The following is a 26,417-nucleotide window of genomic DNA, read 5'->3' as shown; positions in this document are numbered from 1 at the left end:
ACCGAGTCGGAGCAGGAATACGTGTCGATGCTGTACGGCAGGCTGGACGACCTCCGCGACCAGAGCTCGAAGCGCCTGGCCGGCGCGCTGCGGCAAACCGGTGGCACGCACCAGATGCGCTCCGAGCGGGACACCTCGGTGGCCATGTACTCCGACCAGTTGGCGCAGTACAGCGCGGTGGAGAACGGGTTGTGCTTCGGCCGGCTCGACTTCGACACCGACGACCGGTTCTACATCGGCCGGATCGGCTTGTTCGACGAGGACAAGGAGTACGAACCGCTGTTGATGGACTGGCGCGCGCCCGCCGCCCGCCCGTTCTACCTGGCCACCGCCGCCGCGCCGGAGGGCGTGCGGATGCGCAGGCACCTGCGGACCAAGCAGCGCAAGGTCGTCGGCTTCGACGACGAGGTGCTGGACATCAACTCGGTCGACCCGGACCGCCGGTCCGACGGCCTGACCGGCGAGGCCACCCTGCTGGCCGCGGTGAACGCCAGCCGCACCGGCCAGATGGGCGACATCGTCGCGACCATCCAGGCCGAGCAGGACAAGATCATCCGCACCGAGCTGAACGGCGTGGTCGTCGTGCAGGGCGGTCCGGGCACGGGCAAGACCGCGGTGGCGCTGCACCGCGCCGCGTACCTGCTCTACACGCACCGGCGGCAGCTCGCGAAGCGCGGCGTGCTGGTGGTCGGGCCGAACGCGACGTTCCTGCGCTACATCGGGCAGGTGCTGCCGTCGCTGGGTGAGACGGGTGTGCTGCTGTCGACCGTCGGCGAGCTGTTCCCGGGCCTGACCGCGGTCGGCCGCGAGCCGGCCGAGGTGGCGGCGCTGAAGGGCCGCAGCGAGATGGCGGACGTGGTCGCGCACGCGATCCGGGACCGGCAGGAGGCGCCGGGCCTGGTCGAGGTGCCGTTCGAGCAGGACGTGCTGCGACTGGACCGGCGGGCGATCACCGACGCCCGCGGTCGGGCGAGGCGGACCCGACGCCCGCACAACGAGGCACGGCGGACGTTCCAGCGGGAGATCATCTCCACGTTGGCGTCGCAGGCGGTGTCCCGGCTCGGCAGGCACCTGCTGGACCAGGCCGACATCGACGACATCCGGCGCGAGCTGCGGGAGGACCCCGGCGTGCAGGCCGCCGTGGAGAAGCTGTGGCCGACGTTGTCGCCCCAGCAGCTGCTCGAAGACCTCTACGCGACGCCGAAGCTGATCGCCAAGGCCACGCCGAAGTTCTCGCCCGCCGAGCGCGAACTGCTGGCCCGCCCGCGCGGCGCCGAGTGGACACCCGCCGACGTGCCGCTGCTGGACGAGGCCGCGGAGCTGCTCGGCGAGGACGACACCGAGGCCAAGGCGCGGGCCGAGCGGCAGCGGCGGCAGGCGATCGACTACGCGCAGGGCGTGCTCGACATCCTCGACCTGGAGGACGACGCCGACCCGGACATCCTGATGGCGACCGACCTCGTCGACGCCTACCGGCTGGCCGAGCGGCACGGCGCGGAGCGCTACGAGACGGCGGCCGAGCGCGCGGCGGCAGACCGGACCTGGACGTTCGGGCACATCATCGTGGACGAGGCGCAGGAGCTGTCGCCCATGGCGTGGCGGACGCTGATGCGCCGGTGCCCGTCGAAGTCGATGACCGTGGTCGGCGACATCGCGCAGACCGGTGACATCGCCGGCGCGTCGTCCTGGCACGAGGTGCTGTCGCCGTACGTGATGGACCGCTGGAAGCTGACCGAGCTGACGGTGAACTACCGGACGCCGTCGGAGATCATGGCGGTGGCGGCGGACGTGCTGTCCTCGGTCGACCCGGACCTGGTGCCGCCGACGTCGGTGCGGGACAGCGGGTTCGAGCCGTGGAGCCTGCGGGTGCCGTCGCTGACCGAGGCGCTGCCGTCGGTGGTCGACAAGGAGCTCGCCGAGATCGACGACGGCAAGCTGGCGGTGATCGTGCCGTCGGCGTCGGTGGCGACGCTGCGCGCCGCCGTGCCGGGCGCCTCGGACGACCTCGACGCGCAGGTGGTGGTGCTGGGGGTGACCGACGCGAAGGGCCTGGAGTTCGACTCGGTGCTGGTGGTCGACCCGGCGGGCATCCTGGCCGAGTCGCCGCGCGGCGCCAGCGACCTCTACGTGGCGCTGACCCGTGCCACCCAGCGGCTCGGCGTCGTGCACCCCGGCGACCTGCCGGACGTGCTGCGGAGGTTGTCGGCTAGCGGGTGAGGGCGTAGCCGGGCCGAGCGGGAGATGCCCGGTCGGTGCACGTGCTCGGCACCGACCGGGACATCACCGGCTCACACGGCTACCTGTTCCACCGTGCTCGCCGACGCCCGAGGCAGAGGAGCGCCGCGCCGAGCGCCAAGAGCAGTGCGCCCATGCTGACCAGCATGCCGAGCGGGGTGTTCGGTCCCGTGTCGGCGAGTTCGGTCGGGTGCTGCGGAACGTGCCCTGGTGGTACCGGACCTTCGGGGTGGGTGGTTGGACGACCCGACGTCGTGGTGGTGGTAGCGGTCGACGAGTCGGTGCTCGTCGCGCTGGTAGGCGCACTCGTCGAGGTCGGTGCGGTCGTCGTCGTGCCGGTCGTGGTGCCGGTCGTGGTGGTCGTGGTGGTGCCTGTCGTGGTGCCCGTCGTCGTAGTCGTCGTCGGCGCCGTCGTACCGGTCGTCGTGCCCGTCGTGGTCGTGGTGGTGCCCGTCGTCGTGGTAGTCGTTGTCGGCGCCGTCGTGCCGGTCGTGGTGGTCGTCGTCGGCGCCGTCGTACCGGTCGTCGTGCCCGTCGTGGTCGTGGTGGTGCCCGTCGTCGTAGTAGTCGTTGTCGGCGCCGTCGTACCCGTCGTGGTGGTCGTTGTCGGCGCCGTCGTACCCGTGGTGGTAGTCGTCGTCGGCGTCGTCGTGTCCGTGGTGGTGGTCGTTGTCGGCGCCGTCGTACCCGTGGTGGTGGTCGTCGTCGGCGTCGTCGTGTCCGTGGTGGTGGTCGTCGTCGGCGCCGTCGTACCCGTGGTGGTGGTCGTCGTCGGCGTCGTCGTGTCCGTCGTGGTGGTGGTGGTGGTGTCCGTCGTGGTCGTGGTGGTTGTGGTCGTCGTCGGAACGGGCTCGCACACGTCCGTGGTGAACGTGTTGTCGTCCAACGTGACCGAGCCGTTGCGCGCCAGCGCACGGCCCTGGACGTCAGCGCCCGTGTTCACCGTGATCGAGGTCAGCGCCATGATCGTGCCCACGAAGTCGGAGTTCGTGCCGAGCGTCGCGGAGCTGCCGACCTGCCAGAAGACGTTGCACGCGCGGGCGCCGTTGATCAGGCTGACCACGCTCGCCGAACCGGTGATCAAGGTGGAGGGGATCTGGAAGATCCAGACCGTGTTCGGGTCGCCCTGGCCGTCGAGGGTCAGCGTCCCGTTCAACTCGGTCGCCCCGGATGCCTGGTACACGCCGCCCACCAGCGTCAGCCCGACCAGGTCCGCGGGGAGCGCCTGCCCGGTCGGGGCACGTCCCGCTGCGTCGTTGTAGGCGACCGTCAGATCGGCCTGCGCCTGAGCCGCCACCGCGTCGTTCTCGTGCCTGGTTCCACCGATGGTGCCCGGGGGGAACCCCGTGATGGAGGTGCCTGGGCTGACGCCGAGGTCTCCGCTCAAGACGGTCTCACCGGTGTTCGTGACCGACTGACCGCCCAGCACCGAGAAGGTCTCCGCCACACCGAGGTCCACCGGCGCCTCGACAGCGTGCGCCTCGGGTGGTCTCGACAGCGCGCCGATCATGGTCACGGTAGCCACCATTGCGCCCAGTGCCACGATCGCGACCCACCGGCGACGGCGGGCCTCGCCGACGACCGCGTCCGCAGGTTTGCCATCCATCCGTATCGCCTTCCCGTCGATCAATCGACCGGGCCGGTACGACTCGGCCGGTGTGCCCGGTGATCGAGATGTGTTGTGCGAGCAGGGACGAATGGCCACACCTCTCGAGTCCACAGTGGACTTGCCATCGACCGGCCCGGCCGTCCCGACCACTGCCGGCAGACGTTATGGGCGAGCGGGACGGCCCGCCACGTGGAGCCGTCGATCCCAGCCTGAGTGCCCGGATGACCACCCGATCGGGTTGTCTGTCCACGATGGATACTCGCGAAATGCCCAGGCCTGCCGTCGGACTGCACCGGGCGAGCGGGACCGCTACATCATCGGGTGAGGGCGTAGCCGAGGGCGGCCGCGGCCACGCCGGCCGCGATGCTGCCGGCCACGTTGGCGAACGCCTGCCGGTGGCGGCCGTCCTCGGTCAACCGGATCGTCTCGTAGCTGAACGTGCTGTAGGTCGTCAGGCCGCCGCACAGGCCGGTGCCGACGAGCGCGACCAGGTCCGGCGAGGCCCCCGCCACGCAGCCGAGCACGAACGAGCCCACCACGTTCACCGCGAACGTGGCCCAGGGGAACGACTTGCGGAGCAACCGGCCGGTCGCGTACCGCAGCGACGCGCCCGCCGCCGCGCCGACGAAGACCAGCAGCACCGTCACGACGACACCCTGCGGGTCACGGCCATGGCGGCGAAGGTCGCGCCCAGCGCCAGGAGCAGGGTGGCGAGCAGGTACGCGAAGGCGGCGAGGCCGCCCAGCCGCACGGCGTCCAGCGCGTAGCCCGAGAACGTGGTGAAGCCGCCCAGCACGCCGATGCCGAGGAACGGCCGCGCCAGCGGGTGCAGGCGCGGCACCAGGACCATCAGCACCCCGATCAGCGCGCAGCCCACCACGTTGATCAGCAGCGTGCCCCAGGGGCCGTGGACCACCGCGGCCAGGCCGTAGCGGGCCACGCCGCCGATGCCGCCACCCAGGGCGACGGCCGTGAGGACCCGCAGTTCAGTGCGCACGCAGGTAATCCACCAGGTGGTCCAGGGCGGCCAGCGCGCGGACCACGTCGGCGCGTTCGGCCGGGTCGAGCTTGTCCAGCGCCGAACCGATGCGCTTCTCGTGCGCGGCCTGCCAGACGGCCAGCTGCTCGTGCCCCTGCGGCGTCACCGAGAGCCGGGCCACGCGGCGGTCACTGGGGTCGCCGCCCCGCTCGACCAGGCCGCCCTCGATCAGCTGGCCGACCAGGCCGCTGACCGTGTTCGGCGCCAGCCGCAGCTCGGCCGCGAGGTCGCCCACGCGCATCGGAGGGCGCTCGGCGAGCGTCTGGAGCAGCTCGACCTGCGCCATCGGCAGGGAGTCCCACGGCCATTCCGACCGGATGCTCGTGCGCAGTGCCCGCCGGAGCCTCGTGACCACGTCGGTGAGCGAGCGTGCCTCGTCTGACATGCGCGAATGGTACTGGGTCGGGATATGTCCTCCCACGGAGTGACGCTGGACCAGGTGGTGGCCCGGTGCACCTCGCCGGGCGCTCCGCAGCGCGTTCGCGGTGGTCGTGCCGCTGTTCCCGCAAGCCTTGGGCGGGCCTGGCGGATCTTCCGACGCACGCTCGGTGTTCGCCTCGCCGAGGGCCTCTACGCCGATCGGGGACAAGGCGTCTTCTCGCCGCCCACGAGCCGGGCCGGATCAGTAATCTCGCCCCACAGGGGCGAAGGCTCGGGCCGGCACGCACACGGGTGAGGGGGCGGTGGTGGATCGGCTGGGATGGGTCCCCGACGAGGTCGACACCGGCCTGCCCAGCGCCGCCCGGCTCTACGACTACCTGCTCGGCGGCGGCCACAACTTCGCGGCTGACCGCGAGCTCGCGGAGAAGTTCCTCCGCGCCCAGCCCAACGCCCGCACCATCGCCCGGCTCAACCGCGCGTTCCTGCGCCGGGCCGTGCTGCACCTGGTCGACGCGGGCGTGCGGCAGTTCCTCGACCTGGGCTCGGGCATCCCGACCGTCGGCAACGTGCACGAGATCGCGCGCAAGGCCGCGCCCGGGTCACGCGTGGTGTACGTCGACTACGAGGACATCGCGGTCGCGCACAGCCTGATGCTCCTGGAGCACGACGACCTGACGACCATCCTGCAGGAGGACATGACCGACCCGGCCGCGGTGCTCGACGGCGCCCGGGACACGGGTCTGATCGACTTCGCCGAGCCGGTCGGCGTGCTCGCCGTCGGGGTGTTCCACTTCGTGCCGCCCGAGCGCGACCCGGCGGGCGTGATCGCCGCGTACCGCGACGCCGTGGCGCCGGGCAGCTACCTGGCCCTGTCCCAGTTCACCGCCGACCTCCAGCCCGACGAGATGGCCGGGATCGTGGCCGTGATGCGCCCGAGCGCGAACCCGATGTTCCCCCGCACCCGCGCCGAGATCACCGCCCTTTTCGACGGCTTCGACCTGGTCGAGCCGGGCGTGGTCGCACTGCCGCGGTGGCGGCCCGAGGAAGGCGCCGTCGACGAGGACGCCGACCGGGCGGGCATCTTCGCCGGCGTGGGTCGCAAGAGGTGAGCCGACGTGGCACCACCCGCTAGGACCCGGCGGCAGGACATCGCGCGCGAGTGGATGCGCGCGGTCTACCCGACCGCGTACGTGCCGATGTCACCGATCGAGATCGAGCTGTACCTGCTCGACCTGGTGGACGTGATCGCCGACGCGGTCCAGGCCGAGCCGTTCACCGTCGACCCCGTCGCCGTGGTGGGCGACCGGCTGGTCGAGGCGCACTTCACCGGCCCGGAGACGTTGCAGCGCACGGTGGAGGTGCTCGGGCACGCCCTGCTGTTCACCCCCGAGCTCCAGGACGTGCCGCGGTTGGCGGAGAAGGTCGTCGCGATCCTGGGCAGCCTGAGCACCGCCTTCGCCACCTCGATGCGGATGGACGCGTTCGACCAGCAGGAGGAGGTCACGCGCGCGCTCATGGCCGCCAAGCGGCGGGCCGAGCGGGTGCTCGAGGTCAGTGAGGCCCGGTTCCGGGAGGTGTTCGACTCCTCCGCGTTCGGCATCGCGATCACCGACCTGGACGGCGAGTGCGTCGAGGCGAACGAGGCGCTGGCCGAGATGGTCGGCCGTGACCGCGCCGAGCTGACCGGGCGGCGGCTGGTCGAGCTGTTCGACCCGGCCGACGCCGAGGCGCTGGCGAGCACGTACCAGGCGGTCGGCGACGGCCGGGCGGTGCGGGTCCGCGCGCAGCGGAGGCTGCTGCGCGAGGACGGCGAGCCGGTGTGGGTGCACCTGGCGGTGTCGTTGCTGCGCGACGCGGACGGCGAGCCCGCGTACTACGTGACCATGGCCGAGGACGTCAGTGAGCTGCACCTGCTGCGCAAGAACCTGGACTTCCAGCTGCTGCACGACTCGCTCACCGGCCTGTCCAACCGGCAGCGCGTCGTCTCCCGGTTGGAGGCGCTGCACGGCACGTCGCGCGGCGGGATCACGCTCTACCACCTGGACCTGGACGCGTTCTCGGCGGTGAACAACGGCCTCGGCCACGCGGTCGGCGACCGGGTGCTCACCGAGGTGGGCCGCCGGCTGGAAGCCGCGGTGGCCGACGAGACCGCGCTGGTCGCCCGGGTGGGCGGCGACGAGTTCGCCATCGTGGTGGACAACTCGCCGACCACGCCGTCCGTGCCCGTCGTGGTGGACCGGATCAACGAGGCGCTGCAACGGCCGATGGCCGACGGCGTGGCCGTGTCGGCCACCATCGGCGTGGTCGACCGACCACCGGCGGGGTGGGACGTCGCCGAGATCCTGCGCGCGGCCGACGCGACCCTGCGCCGGGCCAAGGCGTCCGGCAAGCGGCAGTGGCTGCCCTACGACCGGCACGCCGACCAGCGGTTCCGGGACCGGCAGGCGCGGGCCGCGCGGATGCCCGGCGCGTTGGCCGACCACGAGCTGGAACTGGAGTACCAGCCCCTGGTGACCCTGGCCGACCGGCGGGTGCTCGGGCACGTGGCCAGGCTGCGCTGGGACGACCTCGGGCACGACGAGTGCGTGCGGCTGGCCGACGAGACCGGGTTGTCCCTGGCGCTGGGCCAGTGGGCGCTGCGCGAGGCGGCGGCCGACACCGCGCGGTCGTCCGGCTTGGGCACGCTGCACTTCGAGCTGTCGCCGATGCAGTCCCGCGACGAGGACCTGGTGCGCACGGTGAAGCGGACGTTGACCGAGACCGGCCTGCCCGCGTCCCGGCTGCGGATCTTCCTGGACGCCCGGTCGATGCTGCACGGCGTCGACGACGACAACGCGCAGGTGTTGCGGGACAACGGGGTCGCCGCCGGGTTGACCCGCTTCAACGGCGGGCAGGCCGAGCTGTCGCTGCTGGACGAGCTGCCGGTGGACGCGCTGGTCCTCGACCCGTCGGTGGTGCGCAGGCTGGCCGAGCGGCCCGAGTCGTTCCTGCACGACGCGGTGGCGCGGATGGTGGGCCTGGTCCGGTCGTCCGGGGTGTCCGTGCTGGTGCCGGACGTCGCCACGGAGGAGCGGGCGGCGTGGTGGGCGCGGGTCGAGGTGGACGCCGCGTTCGGCGACCACCTCGCGCCCGCCGTGCCGGGTTACGAGCTGTCCGGCACCTGAGCCCGCGGGGGCTCAGACGTGCTTCACCGCGGCCAGCAGCTTGGTCAGCGACTCCTTGGCGTCGCCGAACAGCATGGTGGTCTTCGGGTTGTAGAGCAGGCTGTTGTCCACGCCCGCGAAGCCCGGCCGCATCGAGCGCTTCATGAACACCACGGCCTTCGCCCGGTCCACGTCGAAGATCGGCATGCCGTAGATCGGGCTGCTCGGCTCGTCCCGCGCGCCGGGGTTGACCACGTCGTTCGCGCCGACCACCAGCACCACGTCGACGCTGCCGATGCCGGGGTTGACGTCGTCGAGCTCCTTGAGGTTCTCGTAGGGCACGTCCGCCTCGGCGAGCAGCACGTTCATGTGGCCCGGCATCCGGCCCGCGACCGGGTGGATGCCGTACTGCACGGTGATGCCGCGCTGCTCCAGCACCTGCGCCAGTTCCCGCGCCGCGTGCTGCCCCTGCGCCACGGCCAGGCCGTAACCGGGGACCACCAGCACGGAGTGGGCGTAGCCGAGCAGGATCGCGACGTCCTCCACCGTGCCGGCGCGCACGGTGCGCTGTTCGTCGGTGCCCGCGGTCGCGGTGGTGGTCTGGAAAGCGCCGAACAGGATGTTGGTCAGCGGCCGGCCCATGGCCTGGGCCATCAACCGGGTCAGGATGGTGCCGGACGCGCCGACGAGCGTGCCGGAGACGATCAGCAGGGTGTTGGCCAGCACGTAACCCGACGCGGCGACGGCCAGGCCGGTGAACGCGTTGAGCAGCGAGATCGCGATCGGCACGTCCGCGCCGCCCACCGGCAGCACGAACAGCACGCCCAGCGCGAGACCGGCCAGCGCCAGCAGCACCAGCACCACGCCGCTCCCGGTCAGCACGACCCACAGGGCCAGCAGCGCGCTCACCGCGGCCACGCCGATGCCGAGGAGCTGACCGGCGGGCAGCAGCACCGGCCGGGTGGTCATGACCTCCTGGAGCTTGAGGAAGGTCACCACGCTGCCGGAGAAGCTGACCGAGCCGATCAGCACCGTGAGCACGGTGGCGAGCTGGAACAACACCGAGCCGTGCGGCACCGCGAGGAACTCGGTCAACGCCACCAGGGCCGCCGCGGCACCGCCGACGCCGTTGAACAGCGCCACCATCTGCGGGATGGCGGTCATCTTCACCGACCGCGCCGCCGGGATGCCCACCACCACGCCCGCGGCCACCGCGAGCAGGATCAGCAGTCCGTTGTGGACCGCGCCGTGGACGTAGGCCGTGACCACGGCCAGCGCCATGCCCGCCGCGCCGAGCAGGTTGCCCGCGCGGGCGTACTTCGGCGTGCTCAGGCCCTTGAGCGCCAGCACGAAGCACAGGGCGGCGATCAGGTAGGCGAGTTGGACCCAGGTGGGGCTCATTTCCCGGTCCCCCCGTGCCCGTCGCCCCGGCCCCGGTCGGCCTCGGCCTTGATCGCCCTGGTCGGTTTGTGGCCCTTGAACATCTCCAGCATCCGGTCGGTCACCACGAAGCCGCCCACCACGTTGACCGTGGCCAGGAAGACCGCGGCCAGGCCGAGCGCGATCTCCAGCGCGTGCTCGGCGCGGCCGGTGATCAGGATCGCGCCGACCAGGATCACGCCGTGGATGGCGTTCGCGCCCGACATCAGGGGCGTGTGCAGGATCGTGGACACCTTCGACACGACCTCGAAGCCGACGAACACGGCCAGCACGAAGATCGTCAACAGGTCGATCACGACAGCTCCCTCCTCAGCTCGCCCGCGTGCGTGAGGCAGCAGCCGGCCAGCACCTCGTCGGTGAGGTCCGGCACGACCCGGCCGTCCTTGGTCATCATCATCAGGAGGTTGGCCACGTTGCGCGCGTAGAGCCTGCTGGCGTGCACGGGCATGGTGCTCGGCATGTTCCGCGCCCCGTAGACCAGCACCTCGCCGACCCGGATCTCCTCACCGGGGCTGCTCGCGGTGACGTTGCCGCCGGACTCGGCCGCCAGGTCGACCACGACCGAGCCGGGTGCCATCGCCTTGAGCATGTCGTCGGTGACCAGCACGGGCGCCTTGCGGCCCGGGATGGCGGCGGTGGAGATCACCACGTCGGAGGCGGCGACCCGGTCCGCGATCAGCTCGCGCTGGCGTTCCAGGAACGTCTCCGACTGCGCCTGCGCGTACACGCCCTGCTGCGTTTCGAGGTCCAGTTCCAGGAACCTCGCGCCGAGGCTCTTGACCTCGTCCCTGGCCGCCGCGCGCACGTCGTAGGCCTCGACCACGGCGCCGAGCCGGCGCGCGGTGGCGATGGCCTGGAGCCCCGCCACGCCCGCACCCAGGACGAGCACCTTGGCCGGCGGGATGGTGCCCGCGGCCGTGGTGAACATGGGCAGGAACTTGGGCAGCCGGTTGGCCGCCTCGATCACCGCGCGGTAGCCCGCCACCAGGGCCTGCGAGGACAGGGCGTCGGCGGACTGCGCCCTGGTCACCCTGGGTAGCAGGTCGAGGCTGAACGACGTGACCTTGTTGGCCTTGAGCACCTCGATCAGCTCCGGCTCGCCGTTCGGCTGCAGGAAGCTGATCGTGATGTCGCCCTCCCGCAGGGCGGCGGCCTGCTCGGGTGTCGGTGGTTGGACGGAGACGACCACGTCGGACAGACCGGCCGGGTGGTCGGCGATGACGTTCGCACCGGCTGCGCGGTAGGCGGCGTCGGAGGCCTGGGCGTGTGCGCCCGCTCCGGCTTGCACGTCGACCGTGAGTCCGGCACCGATCAGCGTGGTCACCGTTTCCGGTAGACCGGCTACGCGGCGCTCGGCGGGCCGCGACTCGACGGGTATGCCCACTCTCACGGAGAGTCACCCTAGACCGCTGAAGGTGATCTACGCCACACGTGGGCGTTGACGTTAACCGTACATACGTCTTGCTGAGACCGGGGCGTGCCCGGACGCGTCGGTGTATGCGTCAGTGGATGACCGGGCAGACGCCTTCGGTGTCGTTGGCGAAGAAGTTCGGCACCAGCTCGCGCTTGTCGTAGTACCGGTGGAAGACGCTGGTGATGCCGCTCGACATCGGCGGCACGATCCACGTCCAGTCCGCCGGGCACGTGCGCCCCGCGGCCTCCTCCTTCTTGATGTGGGTGAGGAACCGGTCCGACTCGGTGTGGTGGTCGGTGATGGTCACGCCCGCCGCCGCGAACGAGTGCAGCACCGCGCGGTTCAGCTCGACCAGCACCCGGTCCTTCCACAGCGTCTGCACCGACGAGGTGTCCAGGCCCATCCGCTTGCCCAGGTAGGGCAGCAGGTCGTACCGGTCCACGTCGGCGAAGTTGCGGGCGCCGATCTCGGTGCCCATGTACCAGCCGTTGAAGGGCGCGGCCGGGTAGTCGATGCCGCCGATGCGCAGGCGCATGTTGCTGATCGCGGGCACGGCGTGCCAGCGCAGCCCGAGGTCGGCCAGCCAGGGCAGCTCGGGGTGGCCGATCGGCACCTCCAGCACCGCGTCGGGCGGCAGTTCGACCAGGGCGGGCTCGGTGTCCTCCCGTTCCACGATCAGCGGCAGCACGTCGAACGGGCCTCGTCGAGCGGGCGGGCGCCAGCCCATCCCGATGGCCTGCTCGGTGAGCTCGGCGTTGCGCCGGTCGCCCAGCACGCCGCCGTCCGGGCCGAGGTAGCCCGCGTAGCGGATCAGCTGCTCGTTGCGGATCCTCGGCGCGGGCCTGCCCGGCTCGTCCGGCGCGAACACGGTGATGGCGGGGCGGACCTTGCCGCCGTTGGTGGCGAGCTTGAGGTGCTCGACGCACTCGTCCGCGATCTCCTTCGGATCGCGCAGGTCGCGCAGGTCGCGGACCTTGAGGCTGCGCCAGTACAGCCGGCCGATGCAGCGGGCGCTGTTGCGCCACGCCACCCGCGCGCCGAACGTGAGCTCGTCGGGCGTGTGGCGGTACGTGCCGGTGGCGGCGACCTCGGCGTGCACCTCGGCGAGGCGGTGTTCGACAGGGCCGAGCTCGGGGTGGCCGAGCTCGGGGTGCTCGGAGTGGTGCAGGCGGATGAACTCGTCGGCCTCGGCGAGGTCGACGGCGCGGACGGGGGCGTGGACGGGGGCGGCGGAGTCGCGCAGGGGAATGGCTTCAGCCGGACACGAGGGGACGGGGGCCATGGCGGGACACCGTAGTTGCCCTTTCGGGGTTGCTGCACCGCCGTGCCGGGCACCGGGTGGGGTTCACCCCGCACCGCTGGTGCCGGACAGTGAGTGCTTGATCGCGCAAAAGAGTGACACATCCTGCGAAAACGAGTGATATTGGATCGTTATCCGCTCGAATTGCGGCAGTTACTTGTGATTTACATCACCAGTGATTTCTCCCCTATCGGGCGACAGCGACGGCGGGGTCCACGCCAGGAACTTCGCCATGCCGCGAAGGCCGACCCCGGCCGGCACCGCCCGCATCACCGCGTCACGCAAGGCCACGGCCACCGGGTTGCGCAGCTTGTGCCCCACCCGACCGACCGCCCTCGACGCCCTGGCCATCGCCTGCGTGCGGGGCCGGCGCTGCCGGTCGTACTCGGCCAGCGCGGTCGGCACGTCGTCGGCGCGGGCGCACGCGGCGGCCAGCACCACGGCGTCCTCGATCGCCATGCACGCGCCCTGGCCCAGGTAGGGCGTCATCGCGTGGGCCGCGTCGCCGAGCAGCGCCACGCGGCCGCTCACGTAGGTCGGCAGCGGCGTGGCCAGCTCGTGGATGTCGTGCCGCAGCACGGTCCCGGGCGGGGTGGCGTCCAGCAGGTCCGGGATCGGGTCGTGCCAGTCGCCGACGAGCCGGCGCACCTCGGCCAGTTCGTCGTCCGAACGCCCGCCCGCGGGTGCGACCGCGGCCGCGTACCAGCAGACCCGGCCGTCGCCCAGCGGCAGCACGCCGAACTCCCGCCCCGGACCGAGGGTCTGACCGATGCCGAGGTCGAGCGGGAACCGGGCCGTCGTCACGCTGCGCCACGCCGTGGTGCCCGCGTACACCGGCCGGGGCAACGCCGGGAACAACGCCTCCCGGACGCGGCTGCGGATGCCGTCCGCGGCGACGACCAGGTCGGCGTCCAGGTCGTCCACCGACCGCACGTCGGCGTCCGTGACCAGGCAGGACTCGGGTAGCGCGGACCGCAGCACCCGGTGCAGGTCGGCGCGGTGCACCGCCACGACGTGCTCCACCCGCGCCGCGTCCACGTGCGTCAGCGTCCGGCCCTCCGGGTCGCGCAGGCCGCCCGCCACCCTGGGCGTGCCGATCCGCCGCACGTCGTCGGCCAACCCCAGCGCGGCCAACGCCCGCATCGCGTTCGGCATCACCCCGACACCCGCGCCGACCTCGCCGAACTCCGGCGCGCGCTCCAGCACGACGACGTCCCACCCGACCTGCCTCAGCGCCACCGCCGCCGTGACCCCACCGAGGCCACCTCCCACCACGACCGCTTTCATGCCCGCTCCTTCTACAGCTGTAGAGATCGGTACTCTACAGCTGTAGAAGGAGGACGACACCGTGACGGAGCGCATGGCCGCCCTCGCCGACGCGGCGATCCACGTGGTGGCCACCAGGGGCATGCGCGGGCTGACCCACCGCGCGGTCGACGCCCGGGCGGGCGTGCCCACCGGCTCGACCTCGGCCTACTTCCGCACCCGCAAGGCGCTGGTCGAGGGCGTGGTGCAACGGCTGGCCGACTTGGACAACGCCGAGGTGGTCGCGGCGGCGGTGGACGTCACGCTCGACCCCGACCGGCTCGCGGAGGGCGTCGCGCACGTGCTCGACCAGTGGATGACGACCGGCCGCGAGCGCACGCTGGCCCGGTACGCGTGCCTGCTGGAGGCCACCCACCACCCCGAGCTGCGCGGCATCCTGGCCCACGGGGAACGGCCCCGGGCCCAGGCGCGGGAGCTGCTGGCCGCGTTGGGCGCGCCGGACCCGCAGCGGCAGAGCCGGGAGCTGGTGGCGTTCGTGGACGGGCTGCTGTTCGACCGGCTGGTCGGCGCGGGCGCGCTGGGCGCACCGGCACCGGGCACGCCGGAGAGCCGGGCCGAGCTGACCGCGGCGATCCGTGCGGCCTTGCGCGGCGTGCTCGGGAGGTGAGTGGCGTCGGGGGCGACGCCACGGCGCCGCCCCCGGGCCCGCCTACGCCGATCGCTCGGAGTTGCTGCCCAACCGCGGGAACGGGTCGGTCGAGAACACGACCTCCACCGGCACCTCGAAGTACTGCGCGATGCGCAGCGCCAGGTACAGGCTGGGGCTGTACTCGCCCCGTTCGAGGTAGCCCACGGTCTGGTAGTGGATGCCCAACGCCTCGGAGAGCTGCCGGCGTGACACACCCCGTTCCGCGCGCAGCATCGCGATGCGGTTGTAGACGCTCTCGCTCACCCCACGCCCCTCTGCAACGCCGCCTGCCGGCGCTGCTCCATGTCCGCTCCGGATTCCCGGCGGGCCATCCGACGCAGGATCGTAGGTGCAAGCAGGAAGCCGACCGCCGCCCACACCCCGAGCACGCCGATCATCTCCAGGATCCGCCAGGACCCGCCGAGCTCCGCGGCCGCCGCCGCGTCCGGCAGCAGCGCCGCCCGCGCGCCGTGACCCGCCCAGTACACCGGGAACACCTGCGCCACGCCCTGCAGCCACCCCGGCATCGCGGTGATCGGGTAGAAGATGCCCGAGATCGCCACGATCCCCATCATCGGCAGCATGGTGATGCCCATCGCGCCACCCGGGCTCTTGGTGATCGACCCGGCGACCGCGCCCCAGGGCAGCATCGAGGCCATGCCGAGCGCCAGCACCGCGACCAGGCCGAGCACGCCGTCCACGCCCGCGTCCGCCAGGACGTTCACCAGGAAGAGGCCCGGCACCAGCACGACCAGCAGACCGGACAGGGAGTCCAGCGACGTCTGCACGGCCCGGCCGACCAGGTAGCCGACCATGCCGCCGGGCACCGCCTTGGCGCGCAGCAGCGTGCCGTCCTCGCGGTTCATCGAGAGCTGCCCCGCGGGCCCGACCAGGCTGCCGAACACGATCCCCATGCCGAGCAGCCCCGGCAGCGTGAGCGCGGCGAGCGTGATGCCGGAGCCCTCGACCTGCGTGTCGCGCTGGAACCACAGCACGGTCAGCGCCGCGAGCCCGGTGAAGACGTTGTACCACTGGTCCGAGCTGCCCATGGAGTGGCGGAACTCGCGCAGCCCGCGGTCCACGCCGAGCCGGACGGCCTGTGCCTTGGCGTTCACCGGAGCGCCACCTCCTCGTCGGTCGCATGACCGCTCTCGTGCCGCTGCACGAGGGCCATGTAGGTGTCCTCCAACGTGCTGCGCCGCACCTCCAGCTCGGAGATGCCGGTCGCGTGCTGCCGGAACAGGTCGCGCACGAACGCCGTCGCGTCGTCGGCCGTGTGCACGTGCCGCATGCCGCCCTGCGTCCAGCGGATCTCGGACTTGCCCGCGACCTGGCGGCCGAGCTGGTCGGGGCTGCCGTCGGCGATGATCCGGCCGCCCGCGAGCACCAGGATCCGGTCGGCCAGCTTCTCCGCCTCGGCCAGGTCGTGCGTGGTGAGCAGGATCGTCATGCCCTCCAGGTCCGCCAGCCGGTGCACCAGGTCGTGGAAGTCCCGGCGCGCGTGCGGGTCGAACCCGGCCGTCGGCTCGTCCAGGAACAGCAGGTCCGGCTTGCCGACGATGCCGATCGCCACGTCCAACCGCCGCCGCTGGCCGCCGGACAGGCTGCTGATCTTCTTGTGCGCGTGCTCGGTCAGGCCGACGGTCTCGATCAGCTCGTCGGTGGCGAACGGCCGCGGCTGGTGCGGCGTGGCGTAGGGCGCGTAGTAGCGGCCGAGGTGGTGCAGCAGCTCGCGCACCCGCCAGCGGCCGTGGTCGCGCCACGACTGGAGCACCACGCCGAGCCGGGCGCGCCAGGCCTCGTCACCGGTGGCCGGGTCGACGCCCAGCACCCGGACGTGGCCGTCGGAGGGCAGCCGGAAGCCCTCCAGGATCTCGATCGTCGTGGTCTTGCCCGCGCCGTTGGGCCCGAGCAGGGCCACCACCTCACCCGGATCCGCGGTGAAGTCGACCCCGTGCAGCACGTCCGTCGTGCCGTAGCGCATCCGCAGATCGCGCACCTCGATGACCAAGGACCCTCACCTCCCCCTGTCAGAGTTCTTGGGCCGTTTGTAGCACACCTGCTATCAGCCGTACTAGGACCGTTCCCCCACGGCATATTTCCTTCATGGCTTCGTGAAACTTCTGTATGTTGCGAAGAAGGTCCCCTAACGCACTGGGAGGTGTGCGAGATGACCGAAACGCTGTATTCAGAGCTGCCCACCCAACGCAGCACCCCGTTCGACCCGCCGGCGGAGTTGGGGTTGCTCCGCGAACGGGCGCCCATCAGCAGGATGAAGTTCCCCGACGGCCACCTGGGGTGGCTCGTGACCAGTTACGAGCTGGCTCGCGAGGTGCACTCGGACCGGCGGTTCAGCAGCCGGTCCGAGCTCCAGCACTCACCGCGGCTGCTCGCCGGCCAGCCGGTCACGCAGCGGCCGCCGGCCAAGCCGGGCATGTTCATCGGGATGGACGCGCCCGACCACACCCGGTACCGCAAGCTGCTGACGGGCCAGTTCACCGTGCGGCGGATGAACCAGCTGATGCCCCGGATCGAGCAGATCGTGGCCGAGCACCTGGCCGCGATGCGCGCCGCCGGATCACCGGCGGACCTGGTGGCGAACTTCGCGCTGCCGGTGCCGTCGATGGTCATCTGCGAACTGCTGGGGGTGCCCTACGAGGACCGGGAGTCGTTCCAGCAGGACACCGCCAAGGCGCTGAGCCTGGACTCGACGTTCGAGGAGATCATGGCGGCGTTCGAGCGGCTGGAGGACTTCGTGCTCCAGCTGGCGAGGCGCAAGCACGTCACGCCGGGCGACGACATGCTGTCCGGGCTGATCGCCACCGGCGAGCTGACCGACTCCGAGGTCGCCAACATGGGGCTGCTGCTGCTCGTCGCCGGTCACGAGACCACGGCGAACATGCTGGGCATCGGCACGTTGTTGCTGCTGCGCAACCCCGATCAGCTGGCGGCGCTGCGCGCCGACCCGTCGTTGGTGGACAACGCGGTCGAGGAGATGATGCGGTACGTGACCATCGTCCAGTTCGGCACGCTCCGCACCGCGATCGAGGACGTGGAGATCGGTGGTGTGGTGGTCCGGGCCGGCGAGTCGGTCTCGATCTCCGTCGCCGCCGCCAACCGCGACCCGGCGCGGTTCGACCGGCCGGACGAGTTCGACGTCACCCGGTCCGCGGCCGGGCACATCGGGTTCGGCCACGGCGTGCACCAGTGCCTCGGTCAGCAGCTGGCCAGGATCGAGATGAGGGTCGGGTTCTCGGCGCTGTTCCGGGAGTTCCCCGACCTGCGGCTCGCGGTGCCCGCCGAGGATGTCAGGATGCGGGACGACATGGCGATCTACGGGGTGCACGAGCTGCCGGTGGAGTTCTCGTGAAGGTCGAAGTCGATCCGGACCGGTGCGCGGGGTCGGGGATGTGCGCGTTGACCGACCCGGCGGTGTTCGACCAGGACGAGGTGGACGGGACGGTCGTGCTGCTGCAACCCTCCCCCACCGGCGAGCACGAGAAGGCGGCGCGTGAAGCGGCGCACCTGTGCCCGGCGGGCGCCATCCACGTCCTGGGGTGACGGAGGCTGTCGGGGCCGTCTCCGGACGGCCCCGGCGGTATTCCGGCGCGCGTGGCAAACGCGCGGGTGAGCGATTCGTTGGTTGAGCGGCGTGCGGTCTTCCGGCGCGCGTGATCGGCGCGAGGATGGGTGGCGCTCAGAGGGACAGGTGCACGCGGAGGGCGTCGTCCAGCTGCTTGAGCACCGCGGGCGGCAGACCGCCGATCCGGGCGCGGAGCCTGGCCGCGGCGACCGTGCGCACCTGCTCGGCCTGCGCCTTGGAGTCCGCGCCGAGCCCGCAGTCCTTGGCGGGCAGCAGCACTTGGAACGGGTACACCTTCGCGGTGTTGGAGGTGATGGGCACGACGGTCACCACACCCCGGCCGCCCCGTCTGGCGACCCGGTTCGCCGCGTCGTTGCTGACGACCACGGCCGGGCGGATCTTGTTGGCCTCGGCGCCCTGCGCCGGGTCCAGGTCCACCCAGTAGATGTCACCTCGCCGCATCGAGGACACCGTCTGGCGCGGTCACGTCCCACATCTCGGCGTCTCCTCCGGCTTCCCACTCTTCCCACGCGCTCGCGTAGGCGTTCTCCAGACCCGCCTCGCGCAGCAACGTGATCGCTTGGTGGATCACCGACGATCGGGAGGCGCTCCGGTGTTGCCGCAGGTAGCGATCAACGAACTCTACGTCCTCCTCGGGGAGGCTCACACTGATTTTCATACCGTCGATGCTACCTCCGGTGCTACCGGGTGACCACCGCCGCGCTGCCCCCGTCGCCTGCCCGGCATGGCCAGACCGGCGAGCGTGCCGACGAACGCGAGCACGGCGACCGCCGTCATCGACGCCGAGAAACCCTCGCTGAACGCCTCGGCCGTCGCGTAACCGCCCACCGCGCCGAAGACCGCGACCGACACCGAGGTGCCGAACACGCCGCCGAACATCCGCAGCATCATGAACACGCCGGACGCCTGGCCGATCTGCCCCGGCAGCACCGCGCCGACGACCGCCTTCTGCGCCGCGGGCATCGCCATGGTGGTGCCGGCCGACCCGATGACCAGCGCGGGCACGATGTCCAGGTAGCTCGTGTGCGCGTCGATCACGAAGGCGATCCAGGCCGTGCTCACCGCCTGGAGGAACAGGCCGCCGACCACGAACCTCCGCTCGCCGACCCGGTCGACCAGGCGGCCGGCGATCGGCGCGCACACCATCAGCGTGCCGGTCCACGGCATCACCAGCAGCCCGGCGACCAGCGGCCCGTGACCCCACACGACCTGGAAGTACTGCGCGAGGAAGAACATCGTGCCGTACAGCGAGGCGAACACGAGGAGGTTCGCCGAGTTGGCCGCGACGAAGGCCCTCAGCGTGAACAAGCCCATGGGGACCATCGGCTGGGACGTGCGGTTCTCGTACAGCACGAACGCGATCACCAGCACGGCGCCGAGCACGGCCGAGCCGATCACCTCCGCACTGCCCCAGCCCGCCGCGTTGCCCCGGACCAGCGCCCAGATGAGGCCGAACGCTCCCGCCGTCACCAGGCCGAGACCGCCCAGGTCCAGCTTGCCGTTCGGGCCCGTGCTCTCGTCCACCCGCCGCGTGGTGAGCAGGATCGCGACGACGCCGATCGGCAGGTTCAGCCAGAAGATCCACTGCCAGGTGAGCCCCTCGGCGATGGCGCCGCCGACGAAGGGCCCGCTGAACGCCGCCAGACCCGTGAGACCCAGGTAGAGGCCCATCGCCCGGCCCCGCTGGTGCGGCGGGAAGATCGCGCTGATCAGGGTGAGCGAGAGCGGCAGCACCATCGCCGCGCCCGCGCCCTGGAACGCGCGGGCGATGATCAGGAACACGATGTCCGGCGCCAGCGCGCACGCCGCCGACGCGACAGTGAACAACGCCAGGCCGGTGGTGAAGACGCGACGGCGACCGAACCGGTCACCCAGGGCCGCGCCGTTCAGCAGCAACACCGCGAACGTGAGGTTGTAGGCGTTGACGACCCATTCGAGTTGTTCCACCGACGCGGTCAGGTCCGCTCTGATCGTGCTCAACGACGTGGTGACGACCAGGCTGTCCAGGGCCATCATGAACGACGCCAGTGAGGCGAGCCCCAAGGTCCACACCTGCTTGGACGTCATCCGTCCGCTTTCGGTACCCACCGTTCCCCCTCGGTTGGAAGTCCTCGCGCTCGCGGTCCGTCGCGGCCGATCAGGCGCGCAGCGACCGCGGGAGCCCGAAGACGGGCAGGAGCGCGTTGTCGTGGAAGCGGGTGAGGCCGGCGATCCGGTCGCCGGCCAGGGTCAGCACCAGCACCCCGTGCGCGTGCGGGATCGGCGTCCGCGGGTCGCGCAGGTAGCAACCCAGCGCGGGTTGGCCGTTGGCCCGGGTCGGGATCACCGCGTAGCGGATCCCGTCGCGCAACGCCACCGTGGCCAGGAAGAGGCGGATGGCGTCCGGGCCCCGGTACTCCAGCGGCATCGGCGGCATGGTCAACCGCGCGTCGTTCGTCAGCAGGTCCACGATCGCGTCGACGTCACCGGCCTGGAACGCGCGGGTGAAGTCGTCCACGATGCGTCGTTCGAGCGGTGAGTTCGGCAGCGGAGCGCTGTCCCGGTCGTGCACCGGCAGTTCCCGCGCCAGCGCGCCGCGGGCCCGCTTCAACGCGCTCGTCACCCCGTTCCCGGTGGTGTCGAGCATGGCCGCCACCTCGGCGGCCCGGAAACCCAGCACGTCCCGCAGCACCAGCACGGCCCGCTGCCTGGGCGGCAACTGCTGCAGCGCGGCCAGGAACGCCAGCGACACCGACTCCCCGACCTCGTACCGCGCCTCGGGTCCCGGCACGTGGTCGGCGATCTCGTCGAGCAGCGCGTCGGGGTAGGGCTCGAGCCAACTCGGCTCCGCCCGGCGGTGCGACGGCTCGGGCAAGGGCACCGACGGTTGGTACGCGGCGGAGTCGTGGGGACGCCGACTGCCTGCCCGCAACGCGTTGAGGCAGCGGTTGGTCGCGATCCGGTACAGCCAGGTCCGCACCGACGCCCGCTCCTCGTACCCCCGGATCCCCCGCCACGCCGCGAGCAACGTCTCCTGCAACAGGTCCTCCGCGTCCTGCACCGAGCCGAGGATGCGGTAGCAGTGGACCTGCAACTCCCGCCGGTACGGCTCCACGAGCACGCGGAACGCCTCCCCGTCACCGTCCCGCGCCCGCCCGAGCAACTCCGCGACCGAGTCCTCGGTCCGGGTCGAGGCGTCGGTCCCCCCGGCCTGCGGGATCGCTCGCATGGTGGCTCCTCACTCTGCGGTGCCGACGGTGGTGCGGCCGACCGAAGGCCGGCCGGACCGTCGGGCGGTCTGCTCTCGAAGGAACGGACACCGCCGGAACCGGAAACTGGTCGCGGAACACGCCGCCCGAATCCAGCGCGCCGGAAAGCGACTCCCACGACCAAGACCACGACCACTTCCGCGAGTCGATCTTGTTAGGCTGGGTTCGCGCTGATCAAACCAGTGGGGCGGGTGGGGTTCGAACCCACGACCTGACGGATTATGAGTCCGCTGCTCTGACCGGCTGAGCTACCGCCCCCTGACGTGCGGTTCCGGAGGGTACAGAGGGGAGCTCGGCCGCGTCTCGACAACCCGGGCGGCGTGACCAAGCTGTGCACTGGAGGGCTACGGGGCTCCGAGGTCGGCCGGGCGGTAGCCCGTCGGGTAGCCCGGGTACGTGCGGTTCCCCGGGTCGTTGGTCAGGCGTGGTGTCCTGCGCGGCGGGAGCATGCGGACGGTGTGGGCGCGGGTGCGCAGGGCCGCGTGCGCGACGGCGGTGAGCAGCGGTGGTGGCGGGCGGAAGCCGAAGGCGGTGAGCATCGGCCGGTCGAGCATCGCCAGCACCGCCCGGGAGGTCAGGGCGCGCGGCGCGGGGTACCAGGAGCAGAACAGGTCCAGCGTGTACTGGCCGATCGCGCGGTTGGTGTCGCTGTAGGTGAAGTTCTCCCGCTCGTACTCCCGCTTGAACCCCAGGTACGAGGAGTAGGTGGACGGCAGGGACTTGATGCCCATACGGACGCCGACCGCGGTGTAGAAGTGGAACGCGGCCAGCCGCTCGTGGTCGGTCAGGGGCCGCCAGCCGTACCGCGTGATCCACTCGATCGGGTCGAAGATGAACGTCGACAGCACGTACCGCATGTCGTCGTTCGAGATCTCGTACCGCCCGTGCAGCCGGTTCACCACGCGCAGCGCCTCACGGCCCCGCGGCGAGTCGTAGCCGTGCTCCACCAGCTCCGCCATCAGCAACGCCGTGTCGTCGTACCGCTTCTGCGGCCTGCGCTCGAACTCGCCCGTCCGCGCCAGCAGGGCCGAGATCGACGGCACGCAGTAGGTCCGGAACAGGGCGAACTCCAGCGACCGCACGTAGTCCCAGGGGAACTCGTACCCGGACGAGATGCGCATGATCTCGACGTGGTCCCGCTCGGGGTCCAGGGACGTGATCCGGCGACGGTTGGCGAAGCGGTCGGCCATGCGGCTCAGCCTGCCCCAAGAAACCGGCGCGAAGGGAGTGACAATCGGGTGACTCGCGGGTACCCGGACCCCATGAGGACGACAAAACCCCAGGTCGACCGACCTGGGGTGCCATCGCGCTCCCCCTACTGGATTCGAACCAGTAACCCTTCGATTAACAGTCGAATGCTCTGCCATTGAGCTAAGGGGGAATGTTCTGTTGTAGGCCGGGCCGCCCGGCCCGACAGGACGTAACTCTAGCGCATCCGGAACAGTGCTCGCGCACGCCCCCCTCCTCGTCGGGTAGGAAGGGTGTGACCAGGCACGATCTCCACGAGAGGACATCGGACATGAAGGGCATCCTGCTCGGCGCCGCCGTCGGCTACGTCCTGGGGGCGCGCGCCGGACGCCAGCGCTACGACCAGATCGTGCGCGCCTACCGCTCCCTCTCCGACCACCCGGCCGTACAGGGCGCGGCCGGCATCGTCCGCGCCAAGGTGGGCGAGAAGACGGGCTTCGGCCGGCACCAGCCGCACGCCAACGGCCACCGGCGCGACCCCGTCATCCCGCGCACCAACTAGGGCCCTAGCACCAACCGGAGCACCGAATAGAGCACCGAGACGTCGCCGTGGCCGCCCCGAACCGGGGCGGCCACGGCGCGTCACGGCACCCGCGCCACGGCGAAGACCCGGCGGAACGGGAACCACGTCGTGCCGTCCGCCCGGCGCGGGTACGCCTCCCGCAGCATGGGCGCCAACCGGCCCCGGAACACCGCCCACTCACCGTCCCCCAGCGCCGCCCGGATCGGCCGCAGCGCCGTTCCGGTGATCCACTCCAGCACGGCGTCCTCCCCCTCCAGCCGCTGGAGGTACGTCGTCTCCCACGCGTCCACCGAACAGCCGTCGAACACCTCGGCGTACCCCTTCGGGTCGAGCACCGGCGACGGCCGCAGCAACCCGCGCAACCCGGGCCACGACGACCGCACCAGCGACCGCACCAGCTCGTGCGACGGTCCGGAGAAGTTGCCGGGCACCTGCATCGCCAGCCACGCGCCGGACGGCAGCGTCCGCACCCACTTGCGCAGCAGGTCCTCGTGCCCCGGCACCCACTGCAGCACCGCGTTGGTCACCACCACGTCGGTGTCCGGCTCCGGCTCCCACGACGCCACGTCGCCCACCCGCGCCTCGACCCCGCGCGCCCGCGCCGCCGCGACCATCTCGGGTGACGAGTCCAGCGCCTCCAGCACCGCCGACGGCCACCGCTCGGCCAACGTCCCGGTCAGGTTCCCCGGACCGCAGCCGAGGTCGACCACCCGGCGCGGCGACGTGGCCCCGACCCGCGCCACCAGCTCGTGGAACGGCCGTGAGCGGTGGTCGGCGAACGCCAGGTACTTGCCCGGATCCCACATGCGCACCCCCAGTAACAGTACGTACGTACTGCAACAGTACGCGCGTACTGCGAACCGGGCCAGTCAGCCCCGAAGCTGCGTGATCTTCGCCGCCACCGCGGCCGCGACCTCCCGGATGCGCTCCACGTCGGCGCCGGGGTCCGGCCGCACCTGCAGCACCACGCCGTCGCGACCGGCGACCTTGCGCTGCACGAACCACGCGCCGACCGTCGCGTTGTGCTCCCGCGTCCTGATCGACCCGGTCACCCGCTCGTGCACGACCTGGGGCACCTTGCCCGGCGACTCCAGCGGGAACCGCCGCGGCGCGAGGTCGTGCAGCAGCACGGCCTCACCCGCCGTGCCGTCCTCGACCGCCTCGATCACCGCCAGCGCGTTCCCGCTCCACGTCGCCTTGCTGATCAGGTGCCACCCGACCCGGCGGGGGCCGGCCGGTTCCGGCACCCACAGCCCGTACGAGGTCGCCACGAGCCAGTCCGAGCCGACCGCGGCCGACGCCAGGACGTGCTCCTCGGCCTCCAGCGCCCCGGTGAACCCCTCCGGTGCACCCGAGCCGAAAACTCTCCGGAACAGCCCCATCACAGCCCGCCCACCGCTTGTTGGCCCAACGCCTTGTGGTAGTCCTCCAGCGCGATGAGGTCGCCGAACAGGGCCCGGTACTCGTCGGGCTCCTCCACCGGCGACACCCGCCGCAGCCGGGACTTGATCTCGGTGATCTGCCCGGCCACCAGGATCTGCTGCAACCGCGCCAGCACGCTCTGCACGTACCGGTACTCGTCGTCCGCCTTGACCCGCAGGGCCTCCACGGACAGCTCGGTCAGCACCGACCGCACGGCCTGCTGCTTGCACGCCTGCGACACCGCGTCCAGGAACGCCGGTCCCGACAGCCCCGACGACGCGCCGCCCGCCTGCCGGATCGCCTGGTGCAGCGCCAGGTACGCGGGGTGCGTGAACGCCTCGTCCGGCAGCGAGTCGTAGTACGGCCCGGCCATCTCCGGCAGCTGCAACGCCGCCTTCAACGCCTCCCGCTGCGCCCACAGCGCCGGGTCGCGCGGGTCGGGGCGCGGCGGCCCGTCGACGTCCAGCGAGCCCTGGTTCGGGTCGACAGGTGCGGCGGCACGACGTGACGGCGCGGGCGCACGGCCGGTCGCCGTCTCCCGCACCCGGCGCACCACGGCCGACTCGTCGTCCCAGCCGACCCACCAGGCCAGCCGGGTCGCGTAGCCGTCCCGCTTGGCCCGGTCCTTGATCTGCGCCACGAACGGCACCATGACCTTCAGCGCCTCGACCCGGCCGTCCACCGAGTCCAGGTCGTAGTCCTTCAGCCGCGTCTTGATGGCGAACTCGAACAGGGGCGTGCGGCGGGCCACCAGGTCGCGCACCGCCACGTCACCCTTGGCCTGCCGCAGCTCGCACGGGTCCATGCCGTCCGGCGCGATCGCGATGTAGGTCTGCGCGGAGAAGGCCTGCTCGCCCTCGAACGCCTTGAGCGCCGCCTTCTGCCCGGCCGCGTCGCCGTCGAAGGTGAAGATCACCTCGCCGTTCATCGAGTCGTCGATGAGCAGCCGGCGCAGCACGTTCATGTGGTCCGCGCCGAACGCCGTGCCGCAGGACGCGACCGCGGTGGGCACACCCGCCAGGTGCATGGCCATCACGTCGGTGTAGCCCTCGACCACGACGGCCTGCCTGCGCTTGGCGATCTCCCGCTTGGCCAGGTCCAGCCCGAACAGCACCTGCGACTTCTTGTAGATCGGGCTCTCGCTGGTGTTGAGATACTTGGCCTGGATGGGGTCGTCGTCGAAGATCCGGCGCGCGCCGAAGCCGACGACCTCGCCGCCCATGTCCCGGATCGGCCACAGCAGCCGGCGGTGGAACCGGTCGATCGGTCCCTGCCTGCCCTCCTTGGTCAGCTGGGACTTGATCAGCTCGGTGAGCTCGAACCCGCGCCCGAGCAGGTGCTTGGTGAGCTTGTCCCAGCCGCCGGGCGCGAAACCGCAGCCGAACGTGCGGGCCGCGGCCTCGTCGAAGCCGCGTTCGGCCAGGAACTCCCGTGCGGCCAAGGCGTCCGGCGTGGCCAGCTGCTCGGCGTAGAACTCGGCGGCGACCCGGTGCGCCTCGATGAGCCTGCTGCGGGTGCCGCGGTCGCGCTGGACGGTCGCGCCGCCGCCCTCGTAGGTGAGCTGGATGCCCGCCCGGTCGGCCAGCCGTTCGACGGCCTCCACGAACCCGAGGTGCTCGATCTTCATCACGAACGCGATGACGTCGCCGCCCTCGCCGCAGCCGAAGCAGTGGAACGTGCCGTGCGAGGGACGGACGTTGAACGACGGCGACTTCTCGTCGTGGAACGGGCACAGGCCCTTCAACGCGCCGGCGCCGGCTCCGCGCAGGGAGACGTGGTCACCTACCACCTCGTCGATCCGGCTCCGGTCACGCACCAGTGCGACGTCGCTCTCCCGGATGCGTCCTGCCACGTCGA

General features: G+C 71.6%; 27 protein-coding genes and 2 tRNA genes. 7 read left to right on the top strand and 22 right to left on the bottom strand.

Features of this window, described 5'->3' with window-relative positions:
• Positions 1 to 27 precede the first annotated feature (27 nt).
• Positions 28 to 2,217, top strand: a complete 2,190-nt coding sequence (locus AB0K14_RS12540; RefSeq protein ID WP_360453303.1) for a UvrD-helicase domain-containing protein — start codon at positions 28 to 30, stop codon at positions 2,215 to 2,217.
• A gap of 79 nt (positions 2,218 to 2,296) precedes the next feature.
• On the opposite strand, the gene AB0K14_RS12535 is transcribed toward AB0K14_RS12540, so the two are convergent.
• The 4 genes from AB0K14_RS12535 to AB0K14_RS12520 form a co-directional block, all read right to left on the bottom strand.
• The gene (locus tag AB0K14_RS12535) at positions 2,297 to 3,841 is read right to left on the bottom strand and encodes an ice-binding family protein (protein WP_360453246.1); all 1,545 of its coding nucleotides are present in this window, start codon (positions 3,839 to 3,841) and stop codon (positions 2,297 to 2,299) included.
• Between the two features lie 317 nt (positions 3,842 to 4,158).
• Positions 4,159 to 4,491, bottom strand: a complete 333-nt coding sequence (gene crcB, locus AB0K14_RS12530; protein ID WP_360453243.1) for a fluoride efflux transporter CrcB — start codon at positions 4,489 to 4,491, stop codon at positions 4,159 to 4,161.
• Positions 4,488 to 4,841: a CrcB family protein gene (locus AB0K14_RS12525; protein WP_360453241.1), complete on the bottom strand. Its 354-nt coding sequence runs from the start codon at positions 4,839 to 4,841 to the stop codon at positions 4,488 to 4,490. The genes crcB and AB0K14_RS12525 overlap by 4 nt, the downstream gene beginning before the upstream one ends.
• Positions 4,831 to 5,268: a MarR family transcriptional regulator gene (locus AB0K14_RS12520; protein WP_360453238.1), complete on the bottom strand. Its 438-nt coding sequence runs from the start codon at positions 5,266 to 5,268 to the stop codon at positions 4,831 to 4,833. Before AB0K14_RS12520 ends, AB0K14_RS12525 begins: the two co-directional genes overlap by 11 nt.
• Positions 5,269 to 5,566: 298 nt before the next feature.
• On the opposite strand from AB0K14_RS12520, the gene AB0K14_RS12515 reads away from it, so the two are divergent.
• Positions 5,567 to 6,373, top strand: a complete 807-nt coding sequence (locus AB0K14_RS12515) for an SAM-dependent methyltransferase (RefSeq protein ID WP_360453235.1) — start codon at positions 5,567 to 5,569, stop codon at positions 6,371 to 6,373.
• Between the two features lie 6 nt (positions 6,374 to 6,379).
• The gene (locus AB0K14_RS12510) at positions 6,380 to 8,428 is read left to right on the top strand and encodes an EAL domain-containing protein (protein WP_360453232.1); all 2,049 of its coding nucleotides are present in this window, start codon (positions 6,380 to 6,382) and stop codon (positions 8,426 to 8,428) included.
• 12 nt (positions 8,429 to 8,440) lie between these two features.
• Here AB0K14_RS12510 and AB0K14_RS12505 read toward each other — a convergent pair whose 3' ends face one another.
• From AB0K14_RS12505 to AB0K14_RS12485, 5 genes are all read right to left on the bottom strand, one after another.
• Positions 8,441 to 9,808 (bottom strand): NAD(P)(+) transhydrogenase (Re/Si-specific) subunit beta, encoded by a 1,368-nt coding sequence (locus AB0K14_RS12505; RefSeq protein ID WP_360453229.1) that lies wholly within the window; start codon positions 9,806 to 9,808, stop codon positions 8,441 to 8,443.
• Positions 9,805 to 10,182, bottom strand: a complete 378-nt coding sequence (locus tag AB0K14_RS12500) for an NAD(P) transhydrogenase subunit alpha (RefSeq protein ID WP_360453300.1) — start codon at positions 10,180 to 10,182, stop codon at positions 9,805 to 9,807. Before AB0K14_RS12500 ends, AB0K14_RS12505 begins: the two co-directional genes overlap by 4 nt.
• Positions 10,140 to 11,231, bottom strand: coding sequence for an NAD(P) transhydrogenase subunit alpha (locus AB0K14_RS12495; RefSeq protein ID WP_360453297.1), 1,092 nt, complete (start codon positions 11,229 to 11,231; stop codon positions 10,140 to 10,142). Before AB0K14_RS12495 ends, AB0K14_RS12500 begins: the two co-directional genes overlap by 43 nt.
• A 118-nt stretch (positions 11,232 to 11,349) precedes the next feature.
• Positions 11,350 to 12,543: a nitric oxide synthase oxygenase gene (locus AB0K14_RS12490; RefSeq protein WP_360453226.1), complete on the bottom strand. Its 1,194-nt coding sequence runs from the start codon at positions 12,541 to 12,543 to the stop codon at positions 11,350 to 11,352.
• A gap of 171 nt (positions 12,544 to 12,714) precedes the next feature.
• A complete protein-coding gene (locus tag AB0K14_RS12485; RefSeq protein WP_360453223.1) occupies positions 12,715 to 13,848 on the bottom strand; it encodes an FAD-dependent monooxygenase in 1,134 nt (377 codons plus the stop codon).
• A 61-nt stretch (positions 13,849 to 13,909) separates the two neighbouring features.
• On the opposite strand from AB0K14_RS12485, the gene AB0K14_RS12480 reads away from it, so the two are divergent.
• Positions 13,910 to 14,494 (top strand): TetR family transcriptional regulator, encoded by a 585-nt coding sequence (locus AB0K14_RS12480; RefSeq protein ID WP_360453220.1) that lies wholly within the window; start codon positions 13,910 to 13,912, stop codon positions 14,492 to 14,494.
• 42 nt (positions 14,495 to 14,536) lie between these two features.
• On the opposite strand, the gene AB0K14_RS12475 is transcribed toward AB0K14_RS12480, so the two are convergent.
• From AB0K14_RS12475 to AB0K14_RS12465, 3 genes are read right to left on the bottom strand one after another with little or no spacing between them, the layout of a single operon-like run.
• Positions 14,537 to 14,779: a helix-turn-helix transcriptional regulator gene (locus tag AB0K14_RS12475; protein ID WP_360453217.1), complete on the bottom strand. Its 243-nt coding sequence runs from the start codon at positions 14,777 to 14,779 to the stop codon at positions 14,537 to 14,539.
• Positions 14,776 to 15,630 (bottom strand): ABC transporter permease, encoded by an 855-nt coding sequence (locus AB0K14_RS12470; RefSeq protein WP_360453214.1) that lies wholly within the window; start codon positions 15,628 to 15,630, stop codon positions 14,776 to 14,778. The genes AB0K14_RS12475 and AB0K14_RS12470 overlap by 4 nt, the downstream gene beginning before the upstream one ends.
• On the bottom strand, positions 15,627 to 16,499 hold the full coding sequence (locus AB0K14_RS12465) for an ABC transporter ATP-binding protein (protein ID WP_360453294.1): 873 nt from the start codon (positions 16,497 to 16,499) through the stop codon (positions 15,627 to 15,629). Before AB0K14_RS12465 ends, AB0K14_RS12470 begins: the two co-directional genes overlap by 4 nt.
• A gap of 186 nt (positions 16,500 to 16,685) precedes the next feature.
• On the opposite strand from AB0K14_RS12465, the gene AB0K14_RS12460 reads away from it, so the two are divergent.
• The gene (locus tag AB0K14_RS12460; RefSeq protein WP_360453211.1) at positions 16,686 to 17,885 is read left to right on the top strand and encodes a cytochrome P450; all 1,200 of its coding nucleotides are present in this window, start codon (positions 16,686 to 16,688) and stop codon (positions 17,883 to 17,885) included.
• Complete coding sequence (locus AB0K14_RS12455; protein WP_360453208.1) at positions 17,882 to 18,076, top strand: ferredoxin; 195 nt, start codon at positions 17,882 to 17,884, stop codon at positions 18,074 to 18,076. Before AB0K14_RS12460 ends, AB0K14_RS12455 begins: the two co-directional genes overlap by 4 nt.
• A gap of 136 nt (positions 18,077 to 18,212) precedes the next feature.
• Here AB0K14_RS12455 and AB0K14_RS12450 read toward each other — a convergent pair whose 3' ends face one another.
• The 7 genes from AB0K14_RS12450 to AB0K14_RS12420 all read right to left on the bottom strand — a co-directional run bounded on the left by AB0K14_RS12450 (position 18,213) and on the right by AB0K14_RS12420 (position 22,748).
• Positions 18,213 to 18,560, bottom strand: a complete 348-nt coding sequence (locus tag AB0K14_RS12450) for a type II toxin-antitoxin system PemK/MazF family toxin (protein WP_360453205.1) — start codon at positions 18,558 to 18,560, stop codon at positions 18,213 to 18,215.
• On the bottom strand, positions 18,547 to 18,777 hold the full coding sequence (locus AB0K14_RS12445; RefSeq protein WP_360453202.1) for a ribbon-helix-helix domain-containing protein: 231 nt from the start codon (positions 18,775 to 18,777) through the stop codon (positions 18,547 to 18,549). Before AB0K14_RS12445 ends, AB0K14_RS12450 begins: the two co-directional genes overlap by 14 nt.
• Positions 18,774 to 20,186, bottom strand: a complete 1,413-nt coding sequence (locus tag AB0K14_RS12440) for an MFS transporter (protein WP_364337958.1) — start codon at positions 20,184 to 20,186, stop codon at positions 18,774 to 18,776. The genes AB0K14_RS12445 and AB0K14_RS12440 overlap by 4 nt, the downstream gene beginning before the upstream one ends.
• Positions 20,187 to 20,256: 70 nt before the next feature.
• Entirely contained in the window at positions 20,257 to 21,327 is a 1,071-nt protein-coding gene (locus tag AB0K14_RS12435) for a sigma-70 family RNA polymerase sigma factor (RefSeq protein WP_360453196.1), read from the bottom strand.
• 223 nt (positions 21,328 to 21,550) lie between these two features.
• Positions 21,551 to 21,625, bottom strand: a tRNA-Ile gene (locus AB0K14_RS12430).
• Between the two features lie 86 nt (positions 21,626 to 21,711).
• The gene (locus tag AB0K14_RS12425) at positions 21,712 to 22,557 is read right to left on the bottom strand and encodes an oxygenase MpaB family protein (protein ID WP_360453193.1); all 846 of its coding nucleotides are present in this window, start codon (positions 22,555 to 22,557) and stop codon (positions 21,712 to 21,714) included.
• Positions 22,558 to 22,676: 119 nt separating this feature from the next.
• Positions 22,677 to 22,748, bottom strand: a tRNA-Asn gene (locus AB0K14_RS12420).
• 138 nt (positions 22,749 to 22,886) lie between these two features.
• Between AB0K14_RS12420 and AB0K14_RS12415 the strand changes: the two genes are divergently transcribed.
• Positions 22,887 to 23,117 (top strand): hypothetical protein, encoded by a 231-nt coding sequence (locus AB0K14_RS12415; RefSeq protein ID WP_360453190.1) that lies wholly within the window; start codon positions 22,887 to 22,889, stop codon positions 23,115 to 23,117.
• An 80-nt stretch (positions 23,118 to 23,197) separates the two neighbouring features.
• Here the strand turns inward: AB0K14_RS12415 and AB0K14_RS12410 are convergent, their stop codons facing one another.
• The 3 genes from AB0K14_RS12410 to dnaG all read right to left on the bottom strand — a co-directional run bounded on the left by AB0K14_RS12410 (position 23,198) and on the right by dnaG (position 26,412).
• On the bottom strand, positions 23,198 to 23,944 hold the full coding sequence (locus tag AB0K14_RS12410) for a trans-aconitate 2-methyltransferase (protein WP_360453291.1): 747 nt from the start codon (positions 23,942 to 23,944) through the stop codon (positions 23,198 to 23,200).
• 63 nt (positions 23,945 to 24,007) lie between these two features.
• Complete coding sequence (locus AB0K14_RS12405) at positions 24,008 to 24,520, bottom strand: hypothetical protein (RefSeq protein WP_360453187.1); 513 nt, start codon at positions 24,518 to 24,520, stop codon at positions 24,008 to 24,010.
• On the bottom strand, positions 24,520 to 26,412 hold the full coding sequence (dnaG, locus tag AB0K14_RS12400) for a DNA primase (protein ID WP_360453184.1): 1,893 nt from the start codon (positions 26,410 to 26,412) through the stop codon (positions 24,520 to 24,522). Before dnaG ends, AB0K14_RS12405 begins: the two co-directional genes overlap by 1 nt.
• Between the last annotated feature and the right edge of the window lie 5 nt (positions 26,413 to 26,417).

This window comes from Actinosynnema sp. NPDC050801, assembly GCF_040673975.1.
Taxonomy (GTDB): domain Bacteria; phylum Actinomycetota; class Actinomycetes; order Mycobacteriales; family Pseudonocardiaceae; genus Actinosynnema.
Note: the sequence above shows the minus strand (reverse complement) of the source record. Positions and strands in the feature narration are given on the sequence as shown.

What these genes read in the sequence shown, in the direction of transcription:
- AB0K14_RS12540 (WP_360453303.1), top strand. Translation starts at nt 28, where the DNA reads ATGCTGTACGGCAGGCTGGACGACCTCCGCGACCAGAGCTCGAAGCGC.
- AB0K14_RS12535 (WP_360453246.1), bottom strand. Translation starts at nt 3,841, where the DNA reads ATGGATGGCAAACCTGCGGACGCGGTCGTCGGCGAGGCCCGCCGTCGC.
- AB0K14_RS12520 (WP_360453238.1), bottom strand. Translation starts at nt 5,268, where the DNA reads ATGTCAGACGAGGCACGCTCGCTCACCGACGTGGTCACGAGGCTCCGG.
- AB0K14_RS12505 (WP_360453229.1), bottom strand. Translation starts at nt 9,808, where the DNA reads ATGAGCCCCACCTGGGTCCAACTCGCCTACCTGATCGCCGCCCTGTGC.
- AB0K14_RS12490 (WP_360453226.1), bottom strand. Translation starts at nt 12,543, where the DNA reads ATGGCCCCCGTCCCCTCGTGTCCGGCTGAAGCCATTCCCCTGCGCGAC.
- AB0K14_RS12485 (WP_360453223.1), bottom strand. Translation starts at nt 13,848, where the DNA reads ATGAAAGCGGTCGTGGTGGGAGGTGGCCTCGGTGGGGTCACGGCGGCG.
- AB0K14_RS12465 (WP_360453294.1), bottom strand. Translation starts at nt 16,499, where the DNA reads ATGCGCTACGGCACGACGGACGTGCTGCACGGGGTCGACTTCACCGCG.
- AB0K14_RS12460 (WP_360453211.1), top strand. Translation starts at nt 16,686, where the DNA reads ATGACCGAAACGCTGTATTCAGAGCTGCCCACCCAACGCAGCACCCCG.
- AB0K14_RS12450 (WP_360453205.1), bottom strand. Translation starts at nt 18,560, where the DNA reads ATGCGGCGAGGTGACATCTACTGGGTGGACCTGGACCCGGCGCAGGGC.
- AB0K14_RS12445 (WP_360453202.1), bottom strand. Translation starts at nt 18,777, where the DNA reads ATGAAAATCAGTGTGAGCCTCCCCGAGGAGGACGTAGAGTTCGTTGAT.
- AB0K14_RS12440 (WP_364337958.1), bottom strand. Translation starts at nt 20,186, where the DNA reads ATGACGTCCAAGCAGGTGTGGACCTTGGGGCTCGCCTCACTGGCGTCG.
- AB0K14_RS12435 (WP_360453196.1), bottom strand. Translation starts at nt 21,327, where the DNA reads ATGCGAGCGATCCCGCAGGCCGGGGGGACCGACGCCTCGACCCGGACC.
- AB0K14_RS12425 (WP_360453193.1), bottom strand. Translation starts at nt 22,557, where the DNA reads ATGGCCGACCGCTTCGCCAACCGTCGCCGGATCACGTCCCTGGACCCC.
- AB0K14_RS12415 (WP_360453190.1), top strand. Translation starts at nt 22,887, where the DNA reads ATGAAGGGCATCCTGCTCGGCGCCGCCGTCGGCTACGTCCTGGGGGCG.
- AB0K14_RS12410 (WP_360453291.1), bottom strand. Translation starts at nt 23,944, where the DNA reads ATGTGGGATCCGGGCAAGTACCTGGCGTTCGCCGACCACCGCTCACGG.
- AB0K14_RS12405 (WP_360453187.1), bottom strand. Translation starts at nt 24,520, where the DNA reads ATGGGGCTGTTCCGGAGAGTTTTCGGCTCGGGTGCACCGGAGGGGTTC.